The organism is Streptomyces mashuensis, from assembly GCF_014654785.1.
GTDB classification, from domain to species: Bacteria; Actinomycetota; Actinomycetes; order Streptomycetales; family Streptomycetaceae; genus Streptomyces; species Streptomyces mashuensis.
This window is the reverse complement of the sequence record NZ_BNBD01000004.1, coordinates 144,983-168,024: the sequence shown is the minus strand read 5'-3', so window position 1 is coordinate 168,024 and position 23,042 is coordinate 144,983. Positions and strand designations below refer to the sequence as shown.

Below are 23,042 nucleotides of genomic sequence, written 5' to 3'. Positions count from 1 at the left end.
CGCCTAGGCTCGGTGGCCATGAGCAGACTGCACTTGTTCGACCTGGACGGGACGCTGATCCGCGGCTCGGCGGCGGCCGTCGAGATCGCCCGCCGGCTCGGGCTGGAGGCGGAGACCGACGAGCTGGAGCGGGCGTTCGCGGCGGGGCGGCTGACGCCGGCGCGGTTCGCGGCACTGGCCGTGGAGCTGTGGACGGAGCTGACCGAGGCGCAGGTGGCGGCGGCCTTCGAGGGCGCGCCGTGGCTGGCGGGGATACGGGAGGTGTGGTCGGAGATCAGGGCGCGGGGCGAGCGGTGTGCGGTGATCTCGCTGTCGCCGGCGTTCTTCGTCGAGAGGCTGCTCGACTGGGGAGCGGATGCGGCGTACGGGTCGCGGTGGCCGGCGGTGCCGTTCCGGGAGGCGGTCGATCCGGCGGGCATCCTCGACGCGGCGGCCAAGGTGCGGATCGCGGACGAGCTGTGCGGGCGGTACGGGCTGGGCCGGGCGGACTGCGTGGCGTACGGCGACTCGATGTCGGACGCGCGGCTGTTCGGGGTGGTGCCGGTGTCGGTGGCGGTGAACGCCGACCACCACGTCCGGGACATCGCCACCCACGCCTACCGCGGCGGCGACCTGCGCGAGGCGTACGCGCTGGTGGCGGGGCGGGGGTAGGGGCCCAGGGGGTCATCCCAAGTCGTGGGCCAGCAGCGCCCGTACCCCCTCGATGTTGGCGCGGAGGTAGGCGCGCAGCGTCGGGGGGACGACCTCGACGGAGTCGAGGCCGGCGCGGGTGAAGGGGATGCTCACGACGTCGTAGGTGCCCTGCGGGTCGTCGATCTCGGGGCCGTGGCGGCGGGCGAGGTCCATGGAGGCGAGGCGGCAGACGAAGAAGTGCTGCACCTTCACGCCGTGGTCGTGGCCGTGGGGGTGGGGGACGGTGTCGACGAAGGCGGGGACGACGTCGGTGATCTTGGCGCCGAGCTCCTCGTCGACCTCGCGGTGGAGGGCTGCGACGACCGTGGTGTCGCCGGGTTCGACGCCGCCGCCCGGGGTGATCCAGTAGGGGGCCTGGCCGGGCTTGGTGCGTTTGATGAGGATCATGTCGAGCCCGCCGGTGGCGGGGTCGCCGTCGAGCAGGATGGCGCGGGCGGTGCGTTTGACCACGGGCCGTTCGGTCATACGGGACATCTGCCGCAACGGGGAGCGGCTGAAACCCGTCGGTGGGGGTCCGTCACCAGGACATCGCGGCGCGCAGCAGCCACTCGTGGGCGCGGGCGAGGTGCGGCTGGGCGAGGGAGCCGGTGCGGACGAGCAGGAAGTAGGTGCGCAGCGGGGGCACGGGCGGGTCGAGCAGGGCCACCACCTCTCCGCGGTCCAGGGCGTCGCCGCACAGGTAGCGGGGCAGGACGCCGATGCCGGCGCCGGCGGTGATGCTGGCCAGGACGGCCCGGAGGTCGGGGACGACGACGGTGCCGGGGGCGACGGGCTTGGAGTCGAAGACGGCGGCCCAGTAGCGGGAGACGAACGGCAGGCTCTCGTGCACCTCGACGACGGGGAGCTGTTCCAGGGCGTGGACGCCCTGGTCGCGCAGGACGGCGGGGCCGCCGAGGCGGGCGGCCCAGCGCGGGGCGGCGACCAGGACGTGTTCCTCGTCGCACAGCGGGGTGGCGGTGAGGAGCCGGCCGCGGGGCCGGGCGGTGGTGATGGCCAGGTCGTGGTGGCCGGCGGCGAGTCCCTCGAAGAGGTCGTCGGCCATGCCGTGGGTGGCGCGGACGGTCAGGCCGCGGGCGACGAGCGGGGTGAGCGCGGGGAGGGCGCGCAGGGCGGTGAACTCCGGTGGCCCGGCCAGGTGCAGGGTGCGCCGGGGGTGCCCGGGGTCGAGGCCGGCCTCGGTGATCTCCAGGAGGGCGTCGAGGTGCGGTGCGATCTTGTGCGCGAGCTCGTCGCCGAGGGTGGTGGGGAGGACGCCGCGGGCGCGGCGGAGGAAGAGGGGGCGTCCCAGCTGCCGTTCGAGGGTGCGGATCTGGCCGGTGACCGCGGGCTGGGAGAGGCCGAGGAGCGCGGCGGCCCGGGTGAAGGAGCCGGCCCGGTGCACGGTGACGAAGGTGCGGAGCAGGGCCAGGTCCATGCCGTCTCCCCCCAGCTGCCCGGAGTCGGTGCGCCACCGGCCGTAGGGGAACTATAAATAAGTCGATAGGGCGGTGTCGCCGGTGTGATTGGACACTGACGCAGAGTCAACTAGCCTGGATCGGGCGGTTCTTCCCGCGTGGAACCGCGACGGCTCGAGCCATGAGGGGGGAGGCTCGAGCCGTCCTGCGCGGTGGGGCCGGTGCGGCTGCCGGTTCCGGCCCGGTCAGTCCTGGTCGTCGGGCAGGATCATGTGCATCGCCCAGGCCACGACGGAGACGATCACGCCGCCGACGAGTGCCGCCCAGAAGCCCTCGACGTGGAAGGCCAGGCCCAGCCGGTCCGCCAGCCAGGACGTGAGCAGCAGCATCGCCGCGTTGATCACGAGGGTGATGAGCCCGAGCGTGAGGATGAAGAGCGGCAGGGACAGCAGCTTCACCACGGGCTTGACGATGAAGTTGACCGCGCCGAAGACGAGGGCCACGAGGAAGAGCGTGACCACCTTGCGGGCGGTGTTCTCGCCGGACAGGGTGATCCCCTTGAGCAGCCAGATGGCCACTGCCAGGGCCGCCGCGTTGGCGATCGTCTTGACTACGAAGTTCTTCATGGTGAGATCGTTGCAGACCGGCGCGGGCGATGAAGATCGTCCGCCGCGGAGCGACCGGCACGGTGGAGGACGGGCGAGAGATGAAGGCATTCCGGCTTGACGAACTGGAGGCCGAGCGCGTCGCCAACGACGGCGCCTATCTTCAGTTCCTGCGGGAGCGGAACATGTCGGCGGGGCTGTACGCGCTGAACGCCGGCGCCGTCGACCCGCAGGGCCCGCACGAGCAGGACGAGATCTACGTCGTGATCAGCGGCCGGGCCTCGGTCACGGTGGGCGCCGAGACGACGGAGGTGGGGCGCGGCAGCGTGGTCTACGTACCGGCGCGGGTGCCGCACCGCTTCCATCACATCAGTGAGGATCTCAGGGTTCTGGTGGTCTTTTCTCCACCCGAGAGCTGAGTCGTTTCCCCGCATCCCGTAGGGGGAGGTTCAGGGTCCGGCAAGGGGCGCGGGAGCCTCGCCGGGGCCCCTCCGCGACCTAGCATCGAAAGCACACCGGGACATTCGGGTCCCGGGCGGCCCGTGGGCCACGGCAGGGCATTCGTGAAGGGTGCCGTCGTGTCACCGGGACCGTGACATGACGGCGGCGCGGGAATCCGCGCCCGATGCGAGAGCAGGGGTCGAGATGGCGGAGAAGGGATTTCTCGCGGGGCTTCCGTGGTGGGTGAAGTGGATCGCGCTGCCCGTTCTGGTGCTGGTCGTCTTCGGCAGCCTGATCATGAGCCTGCTGGGCTTTGTCATCTCGCTGCTCTTCAAGGCGCTGCTGCTGGTGGCTCTCGTCGCCGGGCTGGTCTTCGTCGTCAGGAAATTCACGTCGTCGTCCTCGTCGTCGAGGGGCGACTGGTAGGGGACGGCCGGCCCCGGGCGCGCGAAAGCGCCCGGGAACGTCCCACCGGCAGGCGGCGTCGCCCACGCCACCGTCCGGTGTCCGCTCGGTCAACTCAACGAAGCGGAAGGCCCGGAGTTATCTCCCCCGTCAACTTCCCGCCGTCAACGTCGGCACAAGGCGCACGACATCGAGCGGTAATCCGTGGGAGCTCGGCCCACTTTGGCCAGTTCTCGGCCGGTCCGTGCCATCAAATCCCACGTTACGACTCCGCGGAGTAGTCGAGTCGCTACGCTCCAGAGTCGGAGAGCTCGTATGCTCACCCTCGGTCTCCATGAGTAACTGGAAAATCACTCCTTGTGATCCACTGGGCGTTCTTGTCAGACTATGGCGTCATTGGGGCCATCAGGCTTCAATCCCTGCCAAACCGACGAAGACGGGGCATTGGGCGATGCGCGACACAGTTCAGGCAGAAGTGGTCATGACCTTCCTCGTCTCCGAGGAGCTGTCCTTCCGGATCCCGGTGGAGCTGGGCTACGACAGCAGCGATCCCTACGCGGTGAAGTTCACCTTCCACCTCCCCGGCGACGCCCCGGTGACCTGGGCCTTCGCCCGGGAGCTGCTGCTGGACGGGCTGAGCCAGCCCTCCGGCGAGGGCGATGTGCACATCGCCCCCGCCTCCTCGCAGCACCTGTCGGACGTGTTCATCCGGCTGCAAGTGGGAGGCGAGGGGGCGCTGTTCCGGGCGGGGGCGGCGCCCCTCGTGGCGTTCCTCGACCGCACCGACCGCGTCGCCCCGCTGGGCGAGGAGCACACGGTCGCCGACTTCGACTACGAGCTCGCCGCCGCCCTCGACAGCATCCTCGCCGGCAACCCCGAGGGGCAGAACGCCGGTTGACCCGGCCCCGCCTCAGCCCTCCTCGGCCTCGACCGGCACCCGCTCGCTGCGCGGTGCCACCGCCGCCGTGCGCCGCCCGGAGGACGGAGCCCCACCCGTAGGAGCACCGCCCGCCGCGGCCCCGCCCACGGCCGGGCCCCCGCCGGACCGGCCGGTGCCGCCCGTGCCCGGACCCCCGTCCGCGCCCGGCGCACCGTTCACCGCGTTCACCGTGTTCAGCTCGTTCGTCTCGTTCATCACCGTCAGCAGCCGCCGGGCCAGACCCAGACCCGTACCCCCCATCGCCACGGCCTTCGCGAAGAGGTCCGACAACCCCTCCGCGCCGTTCAGCAGCACCACCTGGTCCACGTTGCCCAGCGCCAGACCCGCCGCCTCCACGATCTCCGGCCAGCGTTCCGCCAGCTGCTGTGCGACGACCGCCTCCTGGTTCTCGGCCAGCGCCTCCGCCCGTGCCTTGATGGCCGCGGCCTGCGCCAGACCCTGGGCGCGGGCCGCCTCGGCCCCCGCCAGCCCCTTGGCCTGCGCGGCCGCGGCCTCGGCCTCACCAGTGGCCCGGGTGGCGGCCGCCGCCGCGTCGCCGCGGGCCCGGGTGGCCTCCGCCTCGGCGGCCGCGGCGGCCTTCACCCGGGTCGCCTCGGCCGCCGCCGCCAGCTCGGTCTCCCGGGCCCTGGCCTCGGCGGCCGAGATCCGGGCGTCCCGCTCGGCCTCGGCCAGCGTGCGCTTCTCGTACGCCGCCGCGTCCGCCGGCTTGCGCACGTCCGCCTGGAGCTGCTGCTCCCGCTGCCGCGCCGCCAGCTCGGCCACCTTCGTCTCCTGCACCACGACCTCCTGCCGGGCCGCCGCCTCCGCCAGCGGGCCGGCCTGCCGGGCCTTGGCGGCCGCGCTGTCCCGCTCCGCCTGGTAGCCGGCCTGGAGGATCTCGCTGTCCCGCGTCGCCTCGGCCATCCGGGCCGCCGCCTGCTGCTCCGCCTCCGTGGCCCGCCGGCCCGCCTCCGCGGCCGCGATGCGTGCGTCCCGCTGCACCGCCGCCGCGTGCGGGGCGGAGAGGTTCTTGATGTAGCCCGTCGGGTCCTGGATCTCGTGGATCTGCAACGAGTCGATGATCAGGCCCAGCTTCTCCATCTCCGTGCCCGAGGCCGCCCGGGTCTCGGCCGTCAGCCGCTCCCGGTCGCGGATCATCTCCTCCACGGTCAACCCGCCGACGATCGAGCGGAGATGACCGGCGAAGACGTTGTGCACCCGTTCGGGCATCTGCTTCTGCTGGTCGAGGAAGCGCCGGGCGGCATTGGCGATGGAGACCAGGTCGTCCCCCACCTTGAAGATCACCACGCCGTGCACCTTGAGCGGTATGCCCTGGTTCGTCAGGCAATCCACATGCAGGTTCGCCTCGTTCAGGTCCAGGGACAGCTTCCGCACCGCCTGCACCCCGGGCAGGACGAACGTCCCGCGCCCGGTGACGATGCGGAAGCCCATGCCCTCCTCCAGGCCCTCCGTCCGGTGCTTCGAACCGGAGATCACCAACGCCTCGTTCGGCTCGGCGACCCGCCACATCAGCTTGAACAGTCCCACCACGACGCCCACGGCGACGACGACCGCCCCCGCCACGATGCCGATGACCATGCGCCACGTCCCCCTTCGTCGAGCACCGGCCGGAAGCACTCCGCCACCGGCCCGCACCTACGCGTACGCCTGCGCGCTTCCGCGCGCCCCTAGCCGTAAGCGGAAGTGACATACACCGTTCGAGGTGGCTGATAGTCGACGACGACCACCACCGTGCCCCGCTCGATGCGTTCGCCCGGCTCCGCCGGATGGGCCAGGAACGCCTCGGCGCCGCCCCGCACCCGGACCATGACCTCGCCGACCAGACCCGGCCCGACCGTCCCCGTCACCCTGCCGAGTGCACCGACCACCGACGCCCCCCGTCCCCCGCGGCCGTCCCTGCGCATGTCACTGCGCGTGTCACTTCGCGTGTCACTTCGCGCGGCGGCGCCTGCCGCCGCGGGCCCTGCCCCGCCCCCCGGCGCGGCCCCGCACCCCGCCGCCGGGGCTGCGGTCCGCGCTGACCACCAGCGCGGCCAGCACCGTCGTCACCGGCACCGAGGCGACCAGGCCGATGCTGCCGACGAGCGTGCGGACGATCTCCTCCGCGACGATCTCGCTCGTCGCGACCGCGCCCACCCCGCTGTCCGCGATCCGGAACAGCAGCAGCAACGGCAGCGCGGCACCCGCGTACGCCAGCACCAGGGTGTTGACCACCGAAGCGATATGGTCCCGCCCGATGCGCATCGCGGCGCCGTACAGTTTCCGCCAATTCGCCGTGGGATCGGCCTCCTTCAGCTCCCACACGGCGGAGGTCTGGGTGACCGTCACGTCGTCCAGCACGCCCAGCGAGCCGATGATGATGCCGGCCAGCAGCAGGCCCTGGATCTTGATCTCCGGGTAGAGGCTGTGCACCAGTGACGTCTGGTCGTCGGTGTTGCCCGTGAGGTGCGCCCACTCGGTGAACAGCGACCCCAGCAGGCCGATGAGGAGCAGCGAGGTCAGCGTGCCCAGCACCGCCACGGAGGTCCGGGCGTTGAGGCCGTGGCAGAGGTAGAGCGCGAGCAGCATGATGGCGCTGCCGCCGACGACCGCGACCAGGAGCGGGTCGGACCCCTGCAGGATCGCCGGAAGGATGAACATCGTCAGGATGCCGAAGCTGATGACGAGGGCGATCAGGGCGAACACCCCGCGCAGCCGGCCCACCACCACGACCGCCAGCGCGAAGATGCCGGCGAGTATCGCCATCGGCATCGTCCGGTCGACGTCGAGGACGGAGTAGCGCAGGTTCTCCGGAGCCTTCGGCGCGTACGCGAGCAGCACTTCCTGGCCGGTCTGGTATCGGCGGGTGGCGTCGGGCTGCACGATCTCCGCGAAGGTGCTGCCCTTGTCGGGGCCGGAGGTGACCTCGACGGTGGCCTTCTCGCACGGCCCCTTGACGACCGGCGGGCCGCCGGGCTGCTGCCGGCTCGGCTGGGCGCCGGCCCGGGCGCAGTCCATCTCCTCCACCGCCGTCACGCGCCCCGACTCGGTCTTCTGGTCGAGGCCGATGCCGGTGTGCTGGTGCGGCGGCGTGCCGCCGGGCCAGAGGACGATCAGGCAGGTCACCACGGCGGTGGCGAAGGGGATGAGCACCGCCGCGATGACATTGCGCAAACGTGCCGAAACCGGCGCGGCGGGGCCATGGGAGTGCGCGTGGGAGTGCCCATGGGCGTGGGGGGAGTGGTTCGAGCGGGTCACCCGCGCATCATCGCAAGCCCCCCTGGCCGCCCCGACGGGGTAGGCGCTAGCGTGGTGCCACCTTTGCAATCGCGGGAGCTCGGAGCACCGGGCTGAGAGGGCGCTGACCTTCGCACGGGACATGAGTGCGGAAGCTGCTGCGCCGACCGCCGAACCTGTTACCGGGTAATGCCGGCGTAGGGAGTTACGGTCATATGACCTCGCAGGATGCACGCACGTCCGCAACCGGTCGCGAGATCGGCTGGCACAAGGACTACGTGACCGGCTCGCGACCGGACCTCCGGGTCCCGGTCCGCCGGGTGCACCTCACCAACGGCCGGGACGTACAGCTGTACGACACCTCCGGCCCGTACACCGATCCGGCGGTCGAGACGGACGTCCGCCGCGGCCTGACGCCGCTCCGGGAGAACTGGATCATCGCGCGCGGCGACACCGAGGAGTACGCCGGGCGCCCGGTGCGCCCGGAGGACGACGGCATCAGGCACACCTCGCCGCGCGGCGGCCTGCGGAACCTGGACGCGGTGTTCCCGGGCCGGCCGCGCCAGCCGCGGCGGGCGCGCGGCGGCGCGGTCACGCAGCTGGCGTACGCGCGCCGCGGCGAGATCACGGCGGAGATGGAGTACGTCGCGCTGCGCGAGAACGTCTCCCCCGAGACGGTCCGCGAGGAGATCGCGGCGGGCCGCGCCGTCCTCCCGGCCAACGTCAACCACCCCGAAATCGAGCCGATGATCATCGGCAAGAAGTTCCTGGTCAAGGTCAACGCCAACATCGGCAACTCCGCGGTGACCTCCTCCATCGAGGAGGAGGTGGAGAAGATGACCTGGGCGACGCGCTGGGGCGCGGACACGGTCATGGACCTCTCCACCGGCCGCAACATCCACACCACCCGCGAGTGGGTGCTGCGCAACTCGCCCGTGCCGATCGGCACCGTGCCGCTCTACCAGGCGCTGGAGAAGGTGGACGGCAAGGCCGAGGAGCTGACCTGGGAGATCTACAAGGACACGGTCATCGAGCAGGCCGAGCAGGGCGTGGACTACATGACCGTCCACGCGGGCGTGCGCCTGGCGTACGTGCCCCTGACCGCGCGCCGCAAGACCGGCATCGTCTCGCGCGGCGGCTCGATCATGGCCGCGTGGTGCCTGGCGCACCACAAGGAGTCGTTCCTCTACGAGAACTTCGAGGAGCTCTGCGAGATCCTCGCCGCGTACGACGTGACGTACTCCCTCGGCGACGGCCTGCGGCCCGGTTCGATCGCGGACGCGAACGACGAGGCGCAGTTCGCGGAGTTGCGGACGCTGGGCGAGCTCAACCGCATCGCCAAGCGGCACGACGTGCAGACGATGATCGAGGGCCCGGGTCACGTCCCGATGCACAAGATCAAGGAGAACATCGACCTCCAGCAGGAGATCTGCGAGGAGGCGCCGTTCTACACCCTCGGCCCGCTGACCACGGACATCGCGCCCGCGTACGACCACATCACCTCGGGCATCGGCGCGGCGATGATCGCCTGGTGGGGCACGGCCATGCTCTGCTACGTCACGCCGAAGGAGCACCTGGGCCTGCCGGACCGCGACGACGTCAAGACCGGCGTCATCACCTACAAGATCGCCGCCCATGCGGCGGATCTGGCCAAGGGCCACCCGGGCGCGCAGGAATGGGACGACGCGCTCTCCGACGCCCGGTTCGAGTTCCGCTGGGAGGACCAGTTCAACCTGGCCCTCGACCCGGACACGGCCCGCGCCTTCCACGACGAGACGCTGCCGGCGGAACCCGCGAAGACCGCGCACTTCTGCTCGATGTGCGGCCCGAAGTTCTGTTCGATGAAGATCTCGCAGGACATTCGCCGGGAACACGGCGGAGCACTGGCCGCGGACGACGTGGACGCCGCGGAAGTGGAGGCCGGAATGGCCCAGAAGGCCAGGGAGTTCGCGGCCGCGGGCAACCGGGTCTATCTGCCCGTCGTCGAGAAGGCCGCGGAGCCGGCCGCGGAGTAGGCGGCACCCGCGGGTGACATGACGCGGGCCGTGGGGCCTCGGCCGCCCGGGGTTATTCGGGGCGGTGTTCCGAGGCGCTGCGGCCCGCGTTGCCGAATTCCGGGCCGCGGTCGGGGCCGCGGTCCGGGCCGGTGAAATCCGGGCTCGTCCACTCGGGGCGGCTGAACCCCGGGCGTGCGTGGCCCGGGCGGGGCGTACGGGACGGGCTCTGCGCCCGGCCGAGGGCGCGAGGGGTGCGGGGCGTGGACGGGGTGCCGGTGAGCGCCTCGCGGAGGAACGGCCGTACGCCGCGGTCCAGGAGCGCCTGCCGCCACGCCTCGCGGGCCCGCTCCGCCTCCTCGGCCAGCGGGTCCGGGACGGGCTCGTCCGCGGGCGCCCCCCGGCCGTTGCGCAGGGCGGTGACCAGCATGCCCGCCATGGCCACCAGCGCCCCCGCGACGGTGAGCGCCCCGAACCACCAGCCGATGCTGATCATCGGGCCGGCCACGGACTCGTTCACCCCGACCGTCCGGGTGACGTAGCCGATCAGCAGGAAGATCATCGCGGCGATGCCGGAGAGCGTCGGTGCCAGCACCGCCAGGACGGCCGCCGCGCCCGCCCCGTCGTCCTCCGGGCCGGCCCCGGAAACGACACCGCCGCCGTCCGGACGGGGCCGGGCGGCGGCGGGGCGGGCACGCAGCTTGTCACGCGCTTTCGCATAGTCGCGGTATTCCGCCGAGGCACAGGCGGTGATGGCGGCCATGGCACTCAGGGCCATGGCGCGCAGCTGTTCGGCGGAGAGCTGTTTCCCTATGGCAGCGGCGAGTTCCGGGTCGTGTTTCGCGGCACGCAGCGCCTGGTCGAGCACCCGCTCGAATTCCTGGCGGTCCTCGGCCGGCAGATGCCGATCGCTGTTCATGTGCGTCCCCCGATGCTCCGTAGGGCCTGGTGCCGGGGTGGAGCGGGCAGTGGGCGGAAACGGAGGAAACTCTTGGGCAGAACTGCGCGGGACAGCTGCCGGAGCCTGCTACGGATAAGCCGATGGTAGAGCCGCACCGGCGCGTGGTGACAGCGTGTTGTGAGAATTGGCCCGCGCCGGTGGAACTCCAGACATGCCCGGCGCGTGCCCGGACGAATCCTCAGCCGCCCAGCGGAAGTTGTACGACCAGCAGTTTTCCGGCCATCGTCACCCCGCCGTCCATGGCCAGGGCCAGCCCGTCGGCGTACAGGTGGGGGCCCTCCACGGCGGGCGCGGAGTCCTCACCGTCCGCATCCTCGGTACCGACCTCGCCGAGGAGGTACGGGATGGGGCTGTGCCCGTGGACGAGGCGGCTGCCGCCGTAGGTGGCCAGCAGCTCGCGCGCGGCCAGCGGGCCGGTCTCCTCGTCGCGGAAGGCGAAGCGCTTGGTGAACTTGCGGAACAGGTCCCAGACCTCGTCCGGGTCGTTGCGCTGGATCGCCTCGGTGATCGCGTCGTTGACGTCCTCGATGGAGTCGCCGAACTCCAGGTACGCCGTGGTGTCGGAGTGCACCAGCAGGTGCCCGTCCTCCTCCGCGATGGCGTCGAGTCGCGACATCCACTGGAGGTGGTGGTCCTCCAGACGCTCCATGTCGGAGCGCTGGCCGCCGTTGAGCAGCCAGGCCGCCTGGAAGGAGGCCGTGCCGGCGCCGGAGTTGACCGGCGTGTCGGCGAACCGCTTGGCGCCGATCAGCAGCAGCTCGTGGTTGCCCATGAGGGCCTTGCAGTAGCCACCGGCCGCCGCGGCCTCCGCGGACAGCCGCATGACGAGGTCGATCACGCCGACGCCGTCCGGGCCGCGGTCGGTGAAGTCGCCGAGGAACCACAGCCGGGCGTTGCCCGCGGCCCAGTGGCCCTGCGCGTCGATGAGGCCCTGCTCGCCGAGCGCCTCGTAGAGCTCGTCCAGATAGCCGTGGACGTCGCCGACGACGTACAGCGGGCCCGGACCGCCGGCCGGCAGGTGCTGCGACTGGGGCTGCGGCTGCTGCTGCGGCGGGGACAGCGGGGTCAGCTCGACGGTGGGGACGTCCTGCGGCGCGCCCTGGCCGATGACGGGCAGGTCGCGCGCGGTCGGGGTGTACCCGTCGGCGTAGTCCGGGTACTCCGGAGGCACGGGCGGCACCGGAGGGGCGGCGGGGTGCGCGGGATGGCCGTAGCCGGGTACGGAAGGATGCGCGGCGTATCCGGGGAAGTGCGGCATCGCCGCCGTGGTCCGTGCCGCAGGTCCCTGCCCGGCCCCCTGAGTCATCGACCCCTCCACCATCGCGCCGCCGTGCACCCTGTGGACCTTGCCTGGTCGACGGCGGTCCGTGGTGTCGTGCGCCCATCATAGGAATGACCGTCGCGCCTTGTGACGCACCAGGGGCTGTGAATCGGAGCGGGAGACCGGGTTCACCGGTCATTTCTCCCCAAATGAACCGTTACCTGAGCCGTTCGCGCCGGTCAGACGGGCTGTGCTCGCTTCCGCGCGCCGGAGGCGCCAGGGCGCCCGTGTGCCGGACCCCGGTCCACTCGTGGTTGACGCGGGTCGGGCGGTACGGGCCGGGTCGTGCGGGTCACCCGGGGTCGGCCGGGTGCGGGTGCGGTGGTGGACGCCGGCGTCAGCCGGGTGCGGGGCCGCCGGGCCGGGGTGGGGCCGGGCCGCGCGGCGCGCTGACGGTGGTGCGCGGCGGGCGGCGTTCGGAGGAGGTCCGCACGATCAGCTCCGTCGGTATCACCTGCTCCACCGGCCGGCCGGTGTCCAGCCCCTCGATGGCGTCGATCAGCAGCTGGACGACGGCGGTGCCGATCCGGCGCGGCTTGAGCGACAGCGTGGTGATCGGCGGCTCGGTGGTGGCGTACACCGTGGACTCGCTGCAGCAGACCAGCAGCAGGTCCTCCGGGACGCGCAGCCCGTAGCGGCGGGCTGCGGCGAGCAGGTCCGTGCCGTTCGGGTCGAACAGCCCGTACACCGCGTCGGGCCGGTCGGGCCGGGCCAGCAGCCGGTCGGCGGCCACGGCGCCGGCGCAGGGGTCGTGCGCCGGGTACTCCTCGTAGACCGGGTCCTGGCCGACGCGCTCGCACCAGCGCAGGTAGGCGGTGGTGGACAGGCGCGTGTACGTGTCGGTGGTGGTGCCGGTGAGCAGGCCGATCCGGCGCGCCCCGGCGGCGGCCAGGTGGTCGAGGATGCCGAGCACGGCGGCCTCGTGGTCGTTGTCGACCCAGGCCGTGACGGGCAGCGAGCCGGCCGGGCGGCCGTCGGACACCACGGGGATGCCCTGGCGGACCAGGTCGGAGACGACCGGGTCGTGGTCGGAGGGGTCGACGACGACGGTGCCGTCGAGCGCCACGTTGGACCACACGTCGTGCCGCGAGGTGGCCGGGAGGATCACCAGGGCGTAGCCGCGGGCGAGGGCCGCCGACGTCGCGGCCCTGGCCATCTCGGCGAAGTAGGCGAACTCGGTGAAGGTGAAAGGTTCATCCCCGTACGTGGTCACGGTCAGGCCGATGAGGCCCGATTTGCCCGTGCGGAGGGTGCGGGCCGCGGCGGAGGGCCGGTAGCCCAGCCGGTCCGCCACCTCGCGGACATGGCGTCGGGTCGCGTCCGGTAGCCGGCCCTTGCCGTTGAGCGCGTCGGAGACGGTCGTGATCGAGACCCCGGCTGCGGCGGCCACGTCCCGGATGCCCGCGCGCCCCTGCCGGGTGGACCGGCGGGCTGTCTCACCCCGGCTCACCTGGTGCTTCCCTGCTGCTGTCATGGCAGGCCGATAGTAGGGCTCGGGTGGTCCGCAGGGAGGGGGCCTCATTTGACTGTTGACAGGCACGTTTCTGCTGTGGCGTTTCCCCTGAATGACCATGGAAATGCAGGTAGTTGGGCGGCCGGGTGGGGGGCTGTCGGCCTCTGGCATATCCACGCCCAAGGAAGTGGTCAGGTCTCGGTGAGGTCTCAACTCACCTTCACGGGTGACGCGCGCCAGGGGGCCCGCCACGGCGCGCGCGATCAGCAGAGCGCTCCCCCGGCTCTGGACGCCGCCCGGGGGAATCCTCATAAGGTGTGCAGTATTCAGGTGTGCAGTATCCGGGCCGGACAGCCGAGGAGCCGGCGGCCCGGGGACCCGAGGAGGACCGCGGTGACCGAGAAGACCCCGAAGCTGCGCGCCGCGCTGGACGGTGTGCCCACGTACAAGCCGGGCAAGCCGGCGGCAGCGGGCGGCCCGGTGGCCTACAAGCTGTCCTCCAACGAGAACCCCTACCCCCCGCTGCCCGGCGTGCTGGACACGGCGCTGGCCGCGGCGGCCTCGTTCAACCGCTACCCCGACATGGCGTGCACCGGCCTGATGGCCGAGCTGTCCGAGCGGTTCGGGGTGCCGCTGACGCACCTGGCGACCGGCACCGGCTCGGTCGGCGTCGCCCAGCAGCTGGTGCAGGCCACGGCCGGCCCCGGTGACGAGGTCGTGTACGCGTGGCGGTCGTTCGAGGCGTACCCGATCATCACGCAGGTCGCGAGCGCCACGCCGGTGCAGGTGCCGCTGACGCCGGGCGACGTGCACGACCTCGACGCGATGCTCGCCGCGATCACGGACCGGACCCGGCTGATCTTCGTCTGCAACCCCAACAACCCCACCGGCACCGTGGTGCGCCGGGCGGAGCTGGAGTCCTTCCTCGACCGGGTGCCGTCGGACGTCCTCGTCGTGCTGGACGAGGCGTACCTGGAGTTCATCCGCGACCCGGAGGTGCCGGACGGCATCGACCTCTACCGGGACCGCCCGAACGTGTGCGTGCTGCGGACGTTCTCCAAGGCGTACGGCCTGGCGGGGCTGCGCGTGGGCTTCGCCGTGGCGCACGAGCCGGTGGCCGCGGCGCTGCGCAAGACGGCCGTGCCGTTCGGGGTGAGCCAGGTGGCGCAGGACGCGGCCGTGGCGTCGCTGCGCAGCGAGGACGCGCTGCGCGAACGGGTCGAGGCGCTGGTCGCCGAGCGGGCGCGGGTGGCGTCGGGCCTGGCGGGCCAGGGCTGGACGGTGCCGGAGTCGCAGGCCAACTTCGTCTGGCTGCGGCTGGGGGAGCGGACGGCGGACTTCGCCGCGGCCTGCGAGCGGGCCGGCGTGGTGGTCCGGCCGTTCCCGGGCGAGGGCGTCCGGGTGACGATCGGCGAGACGGAGGCGAACGACCTCTTCCTGCGGGCGGCCGAGCAGTTCCGCAAGGAGCTGTAGGACCCGCGCCGGAGTGACGGCCGTGAGCCCGAGGGGCCCCCACCGACCGGTGGGGGCCCCTCGGCGTTGTGCGCGCCAGGGCCGGTCGGGGTACCCCGGATGATTGTCCGAAAAGCCGGTGTGCCAGAATGCTTGTGAATGTGAACGCGTTCACAAGCGCGTCGTTATGACCCTGTTCTTCTACATATGCGGGGCCTGTACGGCGCAGAGGCAAGGAGAGACCCCGGTGAATCTGGCCCTCGCTCCGGAGACGCTCGCCCGGTGGCAGTTCGGCATCACGACCGTCTACCACTTCCTCTTCGTCCCGCTCACGATCAGCCTCGCCGCGATCACCGCCGGCCTCCAGACGGCCTGGGTGCGCACCGGCAAGGAGAAGTACTTCCACGCCACGAAGTTCTGGGGGAAGCTCTTCCTGATCAACATCGCCATGGGCGTGGTCACCGGCCTCGTCCAGGAGTTCCAGTTCGGCATGAACTGGTCGGCCTACTCGCGCTTCGTCGGTGACGTCTTCGGCGCCCCGCTGGCGATGGAGGCCCTGCTGGCCTTCTTCTTCGAGTCCACCTTCATCGGCCTGTGGATCTTCGGCTGGGACCGGCTGCCGAAGAAGATCCACTGCGCCTGCATCTGGATCGTGGCCGTCGGCACCGTCCTGTCCTCGTACTTCATCCTCGCCGCCAACTCCTGGATGCAGCACCCGGTCGGCTACACGGTCGACAAGGCCACCGGCAAGGCGCGGCTCACCGACATCTGGGCGGTGCTGACGCAGAACACCACGCTCGTCGTGGTCTTCCACACCCTCACCGCCGCCTTCCTCACCGGCGCCGCGTTCATCGTGGGCATCTCCTCGCTGCACCTGTGGCGCGCCCGGCGCAAGCAGCTGAAGGGCGAGGAGCTCGGCGAGAAGCAGCGCAAGCAGATCCCCGCGATGGTCGCCTCCCTGCGGGTCGGCCTGGTCGTGGCCGTGATCGCAGGTCTCGGCACGGCGATCAGCGGCGACTCGCTCGGCAAGGTGATGTTCGAGCAGCAGCCGATGAAGATGGCCGCCGCCGAGGCGCTGTGGGACACCCAGGCGCCCGCGCCGTTCTCCGTCTTCGCCGTCGGCGACGTCTCCCAGGGCCACAACAGCGTGGAGATCGAGGTCCCCGGCCTCCTCTCCTTCCTCGCGCACAGCAACTTCACCGACTCGGTGCCCGGCATCAACGACATCGCCGCGCAGGAGGCCGGCCGGTACGGCGGCAAGGCCGAGGACTACATCCCCAGCATCTTCATGACCTTCTGGGGCTTCCGCCTGATGATCGGCTTCGGCATGACGTCGTTCGCCGCCGGCCTCGTCGGGCTGTGGACCACCCGCCGGAAGCTGTGGCTCGCACCCGAGCACCGCCCCGCCGAGGGCACGATCCCCAGGCTGATGCTGACCCGCACCCGCGAACTGAGCCCCTCCCTGACCGCCTGGTCCTGGCGCGTGGGCATCCTCACCATGGGCTTCCCGCTCATCGCCAACTCCTTCGGCTGGATCTTCACGGAGATGGGCCGGCAGCCGTGGGCCGTCTACGGGCTGATGCGCACCGACTCCGCGGTCTCCCCCGGCGTGAGCCAGGGCGAGGTCCTCACCTCCCTCGTCGTCTTCACCCTGCTGTACGCCGTCCTGGCGGTCGTCGAGGTGCGGCTGCTGACGAAGTACGCCAAGGCCGGGCCCGACACGGACGAGAAGCCGCCGGCGAAGGACCCCAAGCTGCGGCTGCCGTCGGCCCGGGACGGCGGGGGCGGCGGAAGCAGTTCCGCCGAGGCCGCCGAGGACGCCGACAAGCCGCTGACCTTCGCGTACTGACGCGGCGGACGGAACGGAGAGAACCCATGCACCTCCACGACTTCTGGTTCCTGCTCATCGCCGTCCTGTGGACCGGCTACTTCTTCCTGGAGGGCTTCGACTTCGGCATCGGCGTGCTGACGAAGACCCTGGCGAAGGACCGCACCGAACGGCGCGTGCTGATCAACACGATCGGCCCGGTCTGGGACGCCAACGAGGTCTGGATGATCACCGCGGCCGGCGCCACCTTCGCCGCCTTCCCCGACTGGTACGCCGCCTTCTTCAGCGGCTTCTACCTGCCGCTGCTGGCCGTCCTCGTCTGCCTCATCCTGCGCGGCGTCGCCTTCGAGTACCGGCACAAGCGGTCCGGCGAGCGCTGGCAGAGCAACTGGGAACACGTCATCTTCTGGTGCTCGCTGCTGTCCGCCTTCCTGTGGGGGACGATCTTCGCCGCCATGGTGCGCGGCGTGCCGATCGGGGCGGACGGCGACTTCACCGGCGGCCCCGCCGACCTGGTCAGCCCGTATGCGCTGCTCGGCGGCCTGGGCATGCTCGTGCTGTTCACCTTCCACGGCGCCGTGTTCGCCGCGCTGAAGACCGACGGCGACATCCGGCACCGGGCCCGCGTCCACGCCGGCCGGCTCGGCCTGGCCGCCGTCGTGGTGGCGGGCGCGTTCCTGGGCTGGACGCAGGCGCAGTCCGGCAACGGGCGCAGCCTGGCCGCGCTCGTGGTGGCCCTCCTCGCCCTCGCCGGTGCGCTCGTCCTCAACCGGGCCGGGCGCGAGGGCTGGGCCTTCACCCTCTCCGGCGTGGCCGTCGCCGCTCTCTCCGCGACGCTCTTCCTCGCCCTCTTCCCCGACGTGATGCCCTCCTCCTCCGACCCCGCGTGGAGCCTGACCGTGTCCGGTGCGGCCTCCAGCCCGTACACGCTGAAGATCACCACCTGGGTGGCGGCCGTCATGACGCCCGTGGTCATCGGCTACCAGGCGTGGACGTACTGGGTGTTCCGCAAGCGGATCGGCACCCGGCACATCCCCGCCGGGCACTGAGGGCCGGCGCCGTGAAGCCCGTCGACCCCCGCCTGCTCCGGTACGCCTCGGCCACCCGCGTCTTCCTGGCCGCCTCCGTGCTGCTCGGCCTGGCGGGGGCCGGGCTGGTCGTGGCCCAGGCGATGCTGATCGCCGAGGTCGTCACCGGGGCCTTCCAGCACGGCCGGACCACGGGCGACCTGGCCCGCCCGCTGGCCCTGCTGGCGGCCACGGCCGGCGGCCGGGCCGTCGTGGCCTGGCTCACCGAGCTGTGCGCGCACCGCGCCGCCGCCGCCGTGAAGTCCCAGCTGCGCACCCGGCTGCTGGAACACGCCGTACGGCTCGGCCCGGCCGGCCACGGGCGCGCCACCGGCGAGCTGACCACGCTGGCCACGCGCGGCGTCGACGCCCTCGACGGCTACTTCGCCCGCTACCTGCCGCAGCTGGGTCTGGCCGTGGTCGTGCCCGTGGCCGTCCTGGCCCGCATCGTCTCCGCCGACTGGGTGTCGGCGCTCGTCATCGTCCTCACGCTGCCCCTCGTCCCCCTCTTCATGGTCCTCATCGGCTGGGCCACGCAGTCCCGCACCGACCGCCAATGGGCGCTGCTGGCCCGGCTGTCCGGGCACTTCCTCGACGTGGTGGCCGGGCTGCCCACGCTGAAGGTCTTCGGCCGCGCGAAGGCGCAGGCCGAGTCCATCCGGGCCATCACCGCCGACTACCGGCGGGCGACCCTGCGCACGCTGCGCCTGGCCTTCCTCTCCTCCTTCGCACTGGAGCTGCTCTCCACGCTGTCCGTCGCCCTCGTGGCCGTGGGCATCGGCATGCGGCTCGTCCACGGCGAACTCGGCCTGTACACCGGGCTGATGGTGCTCGTCCTGGCCCCCGAGGCGTACCTGCCGCTGCGCCAGGTGGGCGCGCAGTACCACGCGGCGGCGGAGGGGCTGTCCGCCGCCGACGAGGTCTTCGCGCTCCTGGAGACGGCCCCCGCCGGCCCGCAGGGCACGCACCCGGCACCCGACGCGCGCGGTGCCGCCCTCCGCCTGGAGGACGTGGTGGTCCGGCACCCGGGGCGCACCGCGCCCTCGCTGGGCCCGGTGACGCTCGAGGTCCGGCCGGGCGAGACGGTCGCCCTGACCGGGCCCAGCGGCGCGGGCAAGTCCACGCTGCTGCACGTCCTGCTCGGGCTGGAACGGCCCGCGGACGGGCGTGTGCTCGTGGGCGGTACGGACCTGGCATCGCTCTCCCCCGACAGCTGGCGGAACCAGGTGGCCTGGGTTCCGCAACGGCCCCACCTCTTCGCCGGGACCGTCGCCGACAACGTCCGGCTGGCCCGGCCGGGCGCCACGGACGCGGAGGTGCGGGAAGCCCTGCACGCGGCCGGTGCGCTCGCGTTCGTCTCCATGCTGCCGCAGGGCACTGACACCCGCCTCGGCGAGGACGGCGCCGGCCTGTCCGCCGGCCAGCGCCAACGCCTCGCCCTGGCCCGCGCGTTCCTCGCCGACCGGCCCGTTCTGCTGCTCGACGAACCGACGGCCTCGCTCGACGGCGAGACGGAGGCGGAGATCACCGAGGCGGTACGGCGGCTGGCCGTGGGGCGGACGGTGCTCCTGGTCGTCCACCGCCCGGCGCTGCTCGCGGTCGCGGACCGGGTGGTGGCGATCGGTGGGCCGGCGGCGGGGGACACGGCCGCCCCGTCGGTTCGTGGCCTCGCCCCGCAGCGTCCCGCCCCGTCGCCGGGCGACGAAAAGGCAGGAGAACGTCCCCCCGCGTCCCCCGCCCCTGAAGCCGCCCCCACCGCTCCCCTGCGCCGGCTCCGGCGCGCCGCCCAGGGGCAGCGGCGGCGCTTCGCGCTCGCCCTGCTGCTCGGCGCGCTGGCGCTCGGCAGCGCCGTGGGGCTCATGGCCGTCTCCGGGTGGCTCATCTCGCGTGCCGCGCAACAACCGCCCGTGCTCTACCTGATGGTGGCCGTCACGGCGACCCGTGCCTTCGGCATCGGCCGGTCCGTGTTCCGGTACGCCGAGCGCCTCGTGTCGCACGACGCGGCGCTGCGCGTCCTGGCCGCCCTCCGCGTGTCCGTGTACCGGCGCCTGGAGCGGCTCGCGCCGGCGGGGCTGCGCGAGACCCGGCGCGGCGACCTGCTCGCGCGCCTCGTGTCCGACGTGGACGCCCTCCAGGACTACTTCCTGCGCTGGCTGCTGCCCGTCGGCACCGCCGTGCTCGTCGGGGCCGCGTCCGTCGGCCTCACCACCTGGCTGCTGCCCGGGGCGGGCCTCGCGCTGGCCGCCGGCCTGCTGCTGGCCGGCCCGGGCGCGGCCGTGCTGTCCGGGGCGGTCGCCCGCCGGGCGGAGCGCCGGCTCGCGCCCGCGCGCGGCGAGCTCTCCACGCGGGTCGTCGACGTCCTCTCCGGCACCGCGGAACTGACCGTGGCGGGCGCCCTGCCGGGCCGCCTGGAGCAGCTGCGCCGCGCCGACGCCGGCCTCACCCGCATCGCGCGCCGCGGGGCCGCCGCGACCGCCCTGGGCGCCGGCGTCACGGCGCTGGCCTGCGGGCTGACGGTGACCGCCGCCGCCTGGGCGGGCGTGGCCGCGGTGCACGACGGGCGGCTCGGCGGCGTGTGGCTCGCCGTCGTCGTCCTGACGCCCCTCGCGGCGTTCGAGGCGGTCGCGGGCCTGCCGCTCGCCGTGCAGTACCGGCAGCGCGTCCGGCGCTCCGCCGAGCGCGTGTACGAGGTGCTGGACGCCCCCGAGCCCGTACGGGACGGGACCGGCGCGGCGCCCGCGTCGCCGTTCCCGCTGCGGCTGGCGGGCGTGACGGCCCGGTACGCCGGGCAGGAGCGCCCGGCGCTGGAGGACTTCGCGCTGGAGCTGACGCCCGGCCGCCGCGTGGCGGTGGTGGGCCGGTCCGGGGCGGGCAAGACGACGGTCGCCCAGGTGCTGCTGCGCTTCCTGGACGTCACCGCCGGCGCGTACACGCTGGCCGGGCGGAACGCCACGGCGACGGACGGGGACGGCGTACGGAGACTCGTGGGGTTGTGCGCACAGGACGCCTACGTCTTCGACAGCTCCCTGCGGGAGAACCTGCGGCTCGCGCGCCCCGGCGCGGACGACGCAGAGCTGCGCGGGGCGCTGGCCGCGGCCCGGCTGCTGGACTGGGTGGACGGCCTGCCCGAGGGCCTGGACACGCCGGTGGGGGAGCACGGTGCGCGGATGTCGGGCGGGCAGCGGCAGCGGCTCGCGCTGGCGCGCGCCCTGCTCGCGGACTTCCCCGTGCTCGTCCTGGACGAGCCGGCCGAGCACCTGGACCTGGCCACGGCGGACGCCCTGACGGCCGACCTGCTGGCGGCGACCGAGGGCCGGACGACCGTGCTGATCACCCACCGGCTGGCGGGCCTGGAGGCCGTCGACGAGGTCGTCGTCCTCGACGAGGGGCGCGTGGTGCAGAGGGGCGCGTACGCCGCTCTGGCGCAGGCGCCCGGCGCGTTCCGCCGGATGCTGGAGCGCGAGGGGGCCGAGGCAGCGCGGACGGCGGGCGCGACTGCCGGTGTGCACGCCGGTGCGGGCGCGCCGGCCCCTCCTCCCTCGCTTTCCCGGACTTCCCGGCTTTCCCCGGCAAATGCCGCTTATTAGGCTCGTCGCATGGCAGCGACCGCTCCGTCCTCCGGCTCGCCCGACGCGCCCGGTTCGCCCGACGCGCTCGACTCGCTCGACGCCGCCACGGAGGCCACCCGCAGTCTCCAGGGCCTGTCCACCGAGCTGACCTCGCGCGTGCCGCGGCTGCTGGAGGCCATGCGCACCGTCGGCACCGGCCGTGACCTGCGCACCACCCTCGACCGGATCGCCGAGACCGCCGCCGAGCTCGCCGACGCCCGCTGCGCGGCCATCGGCGTGGACGACGCCGGCGAGGAGGGCCTCGCCGACTACGTCACGTACGGGAGCGGTGCCGCGGCGGGCCGGCCTCCCGTGCCGTTCCCCGACGGGCGGCACGCGCTGGGCGTGCCCATTCGCGTCGAGGGCGAGAACTTCGGCCACCTCTACCTCACCGACAAGCGGGACGGCGGCGAGTTCAGCCTCGCCGACCTGCACATGGTCAAGGTCCTCGCCACCGAGGCGGGCATCGCCATCGGCAACGCGCGCGTGCACGAGGAACGCGCCCGGCGTGTGCGCTGGATCGACGGCTCGGTGGCCGTCACGACCGCCCTGCTGTCCGGCAGCGACGCGGAGGACGCGCTGTCGGTCGTCGCCGAGCAGGCGCGCCGCCTCGCCGACGCCGACGCCGGCATCGTGCTGCTGCCCGACGGCGAGGGCGGCCTGGAGATGGTGGCCGTCGCCGCCGACGACCCCGAGAACCTGCTGGGCACCGTCATGCCGCCGCACTCGCCGGTCGCGGCGCAGCTGCTGGCGGGCGAGCCGGTGTTCGTGGAGGACTCGGCCACCGACCCGCGCATGATCACCGAGGTGGCGCCGCGCTTCGGCCCGAGCATGCTGTTGCCGCTCAAGAGCGGCGACCGGGTGCTGGGCACGCTGGCCATCCCCCGGCGGCGCGGCGCCCGCCGCTACACCGCCGCCGAGCGCACCCTGGCCACCCAGTTCGCCGCGCAGGCCGCCCTGGCGCTGGTCCTGGCCGAGGCGCAGCGCGACCGCGAGCGGCTCGCGGTGCTGGAGGACCGCGACCGGATCGCCCGCGACCTGCACGACCTGGTCATCCAGCGGCTCTTCGCGACGGGGCTGCTGCTGGAGAGCGTCCAGCGGGTGGCGGTCGCGCCGGAGGCGCGGGAGCGGGTGGGGCAGGCGGTCGACGAGCTGGACGTGACGATCCAGGAGATCCGCACCGCGATCTTCGCGCTCCAGCAGGAACCGGCGGGGGCGCCCGCGGGGCTGCGCACGCGCGTGCTGCGCGAGCTGGGCACGGCCGCGGTGCCGCTGGGCTTCCAGCCGTCGGCCGCGTTCGTCGGGCCCGTCGACGCCAAGGTGGGCGAGCGCACCGGCAAGAACCTCGTGGCCGCGCTCCGGGAAGCGCTGTCCAACGCCTTCCGGCACGCCCGCGCCTCCCGTATCGAGGTGCTGGTCGACGCGACGGTCACGCTGCCCGACGGGCGGCCGGGGGTGCGGCTGTCGGTGGCCGACGACGGGGTGGGCATCCCCGAGGGCGGCCGCCGCAGCGGCCTGCGCAACCTGGCCAAGCGCGCGGAGTCGCTGGGCGGCTCCAGCCACTACGGCCCCGGCCTGGGCGAGGACGGCGGCGGCACGACGGTGGTGTGGGAGGCCCCGCTCTGACGGTGGCGGGGCCGTGAGCAGGGAGCCGTCCGGGGGAC

19 protein-coding genes are annotated in these 23,042 nt (G+C 73.0%); 10 read left to right on the top strand and 9 right to left on the bottom strand.

Annotated features, from left to right (window positions below):
• Positions 1 to 18: 18 nt before the first annotated feature.
• Entirely contained in the window at positions 19 to 651 is a 633-nt protein-coding gene (locus tag IE305_RS12505) for an HAD family hydrolase (protein ID WP_190129613.1), read from the top strand.
• A gap of 12 nt (positions 652 to 663) precedes the next feature.
• Here the strand turns inward: IE305_RS12505 and IE305_RS12500 are convergent, their stop codons facing one another.
• From IE305_RS12500 to IE305_RS12490, 3 genes are all read right to left on the bottom strand, one after another.
• Positions 664 to 1,158: an NUDIX hydrolase gene (locus IE305_RS12500; protein WP_190129612.1), complete on the bottom strand. Its 495-nt coding sequence runs from the start codon at positions 1,156 to 1,158 to the stop codon at positions 664 to 666.
• A 52-nt stretch (positions 1,159 to 1,210) separates the two neighbouring features.
• Entirely contained in the window at positions 1,211 to 2,107 is an 897-nt protein-coding gene (locus tag IE305_RS12495) for a LysR family transcriptional regulator (RefSeq protein WP_190129611.1), read from the bottom strand.
• Between the two features lie 225 nt (positions 2,108 to 2,332).
• Positions 2,333 to 2,713, bottom strand: a complete 381-nt coding sequence (locus IE305_RS12490; protein WP_190129610.1) for a phage holin family protein — start codon at positions 2,711 to 2,713, stop codon at positions 2,333 to 2,335.
• A gap of 80 nt (positions 2,714 to 2,793) precedes the next feature.
• Between IE305_RS12490 and IE305_RS12485 the strand changes: the two genes are divergently transcribed.
• From IE305_RS12485 to IE305_RS12475, 3 genes are all read left to right on the top strand, one after another.
• Complete coding sequence (locus IE305_RS12485; protein WP_190129609.1) at positions 2,794 to 3,111, top strand: cupin domain-containing protein; 318 nt, start codon at positions 2,794 to 2,796, stop codon at positions 3,109 to 3,111.
• Between the two features lie 226 nt (positions 3,112 to 3,337).
• Positions 3,338 to 3,559 carry a DUF5326 family protein gene (locus IE305_RS12480; RefSeq protein WP_190129871.1) on the top strand — a complete coding sequence of 74 codons (222 nt, stop codon included), beginning with the start codon at positions 3,338 to 3,340 and terminating at the stop codon, positions 3,557 to 3,559.
• A 430-nt stretch (positions 3,560 to 3,989) separates the two neighbouring features.
• On the top strand, positions 3,990 to 4,436 hold the full coding sequence (locus IE305_RS12475; RefSeq protein ID WP_126915073.1) for an SsgA family sporulation/cell division regulator: 447 nt from the start codon (positions 3,990 to 3,992) through the stop codon (positions 4,434 to 4,436).
• A gap of 12 nt (positions 4,437 to 4,448) precedes the next feature.
• On the opposite strand, the gene IE305_RS12470 is transcribed toward IE305_RS12475, so the two are convergent.
• From IE305_RS12470 to IE305_RS12460, 3 genes are all read right to left on the bottom strand, one after another.
• Complete coding sequence (locus IE305_RS12470; RefSeq protein ID WP_190129608.1) at positions 4,449 to 6,056, bottom strand: SPFH domain-containing protein; 1,608 nt, start codon at positions 6,054 to 6,056, stop codon at positions 4,449 to 4,451.
• An 89-nt stretch (positions 6,057 to 6,145) separates the two neighbouring features.
• Complete coding sequence (locus tag IE305_RS12465) at positions 6,146 to 6,382, bottom strand: NfeD C-terminal domain-containing protein (RefSeq protein WP_190129607.1); 237 nt, start codon at positions 6,380 to 6,382, stop codon at positions 6,146 to 6,148.
• Between the two features lie 25 nt (positions 6,383 to 6,407).
• A complete protein-coding gene (locus IE305_RS12460) occupies positions 6,408 to 7,715 on the bottom strand; it encodes a YibE/F family protein (protein ID WP_190129606.1) in 1,308 nt (435 codons plus the stop codon).
• A 194-nt stretch (positions 7,716 to 7,909) separates the two neighbouring features.
• Here IE305_RS12460 and thiC point away from each other — a divergent pair, with 194 nt between their 5' ends.
• Positions 7,910 to 9,709 (top strand): phosphomethylpyrimidine synthase ThiC, encoded by a 1,800-nt coding sequence (thiC, locus tag IE305_RS12455; protein WP_190129605.1) that lies wholly within the window; start codon positions 7,910 to 7,912, stop codon positions 9,707 to 9,709.
• Between the two features lie 52 nt (positions 9,710 to 9,761).
• On the opposite strand, the gene IE305_RS12450 is transcribed toward thiC, so the two are convergent.
• The 3 genes from IE305_RS12450 to IE305_RS12440 form a co-directional block, all read right to left on the bottom strand.
• The gene (locus IE305_RS12450; protein WP_190129604.1) at positions 9,762 to 10,607 is read right to left on the bottom strand and encodes a hypothetical protein; all 846 of its coding nucleotides are present in this window, start codon (positions 10,605 to 10,607) and stop codon (positions 9,762 to 9,764) included.
• Between the two features lie 220 nt (positions 10,608 to 10,827).
• Positions 10,828 to 11,955 carry a metallophosphoesterase gene (locus IE305_RS12445; protein ID WP_373311600.1) on the bottom strand — a complete coding sequence of 376 codons (1,128 nt, stop codon included), beginning with the start codon at positions 11,953 to 11,955 and terminating at the stop codon, positions 10,828 to 10,830.
• A 352-nt stretch (positions 11,956 to 12,307) separates the two neighbouring features.
• Positions 12,308 to 13,444, bottom strand: a complete 1,137-nt coding sequence (locus IE305_RS12440) for a LacI family DNA-binding transcriptional regulator (RefSeq protein WP_190129603.1) — start codon at positions 13,442 to 13,444, stop codon at positions 12,308 to 12,310.
• 372 nt (positions 13,445 to 13,816) lie between these two features.
• Here IE305_RS12440 and hisC point away from each other — a divergent pair, with 372 nt between their 5' ends.
• The 5 genes from hisC (at position 13,817) to IE305_RS12415 (ending at position 23,004) form a co-directional block, all read left to right on the top strand.
• Complete coding sequence (hisC, locus tag IE305_RS12435) at positions 13,817 to 14,896, top strand: histidinol-phosphate transaminase (RefSeq protein WP_190129602.1); 1,080 nt, start codon at positions 13,817 to 13,819, stop codon at positions 14,894 to 14,896.
• A 226-nt stretch (positions 14,897 to 15,122) separates the two neighbouring features.
• Complete coding sequence (locus IE305_RS12430) at positions 15,123 to 16,724, top strand: cytochrome ubiquinol oxidase subunit I (protein WP_190129601.1); 1,602 nt, start codon at positions 15,123 to 15,125, stop codon at positions 16,722 to 16,724.
• Positions 16,725 to 16,750: 26 nt separating this feature from the next.
• Positions 16,751 to 17,752: a cytochrome d ubiquinol oxidase subunit II gene (gene cydB / locus IE305_RS12425; protein ID WP_190129600.1), complete on the top strand. Its 1,002-nt coding sequence runs from the start codon at positions 16,751 to 16,753 to the stop codon at positions 17,750 to 17,752.
• Between the two features lie 11 nt (positions 17,753 to 17,763).
• Positions 17,764 to 21,357 (top strand): thiol reductant ABC exporter subunit CydD, encoded by a 3,594-nt coding sequence (cydD, locus tag IE305_RS12420; RefSeq protein ID WP_190129599.1) that lies wholly within the window; start codon positions 17,764 to 17,766, stop codon positions 21,355 to 21,357.
• Positions 21,358 to 21,366: 9 nt separating this feature from the next.
• Positions 21,367 to 23,004, top strand: coding sequence for a GAF domain-containing sensor histidine kinase (locus IE305_RS12415; protein WP_190129598.1), 1,638 nt, complete (start codon positions 21,367 to 21,369; stop codon positions 23,002 to 23,004).
• Positions 23,005 to 23,042 lie beyond the last annotated feature (38 nt).

Coding starts and splice junctions, on each gene's coding strand:
- IE305_RS12465 (WP_190129607.1), bottom strand. CDS start 6,382: ATGCGCAGGGACGGCCGCGGGGGACGGGGGGCGTCGGTGGTCGGTGCA.
- thiC (WP_190129605.1), top strand. CDS start 7,910: ATGACCTCGCAGGATGCACGCACGTCCGCAACCGGTCGCGAGATCGGC.
- IE305_RS12445 (WP_373311600.1), bottom strand. CDS start 11,955: ATGACTCAGGGGGCCGGGCAGGGACCTGCGGCACGGACCACGGCGGCG.
- IE305_RS12440 (WP_190129603.1), bottom strand. CDS start 13,444: ATGACAGCAGCAGGGAAGCACCAGGTGAGCCGGGGTGAGACAGCCCGC.
- IE305_RS12490 (WP_190129610.1), bottom strand. CDS start 2,713: ATGAAGAACTTCGTAGTCAAGACGATCGCCAACGCGGCGGCCCTGGCA.
- IE305_RS12485 (WP_190129609.1), top strand. CDS start 2,794: ATGAAGGCATTCCGGCTTGACGAACTGGAGGCCGAGCGCGTCGCCAAC.
- IE305_RS12505 (WP_190129613.1), top strand. CDS start 19: ATGAGCAGACTGCACTTGTTCGACCTGGACGGGACGCTGATCCGCGGC.
- IE305_RS12415 (WP_190129598.1), top strand. CDS start 21,367: ATGGCAGCGACCGCTCCGTCCTCCGGCTCGCCCGACGCGCCCGGTTCG.
- IE305_RS12500 (WP_190129612.1), bottom strand. CDS start 1,158: ATGACCGAACGGCCCGTGGTCAAACGCACCGCCCGCGCCATCCTGCTC.
- IE305_RS12470 (WP_190129608.1), bottom strand. CDS start 6,056: ATGGTCATCGGCATCGTGGCGGGGGCGGTCGTCGTCGCCGTGGGCGTC.
- IE305_RS12450 (WP_190129604.1), bottom strand. CDS start 10,607: ATGAACAGCGATCGGCATCTGCCGGCCGAGGACCGCCAGGAATTCGAG.
- cydB (WP_190129600.1), top strand. CDS start 16,751: ATGCACCTCCACGACTTCTGGTTCCTGCTCATCGCCGTCCTGTGGACC.
- IE305_RS12475 (WP_126915073.1), top strand. CDS start 3,990: ATGCGCGACACAGTTCAGGCAGAAGTGGTCATGACCTTCCTCGTCTCC.
- IE305_RS12495 (WP_190129611.1), bottom strand. CDS start 2,107: ATGGACCTGGCCCTGCTCCGCACCTTCGTCACCGTGCACCGGGCCGGC.
- IE305_RS12480 (WP_190129871.1), top strand. CDS start 3,338: ATGGCGGAGAAGGGATTTCTCGCGGGGCTTCCGTGGTGGGTGAAGTGG.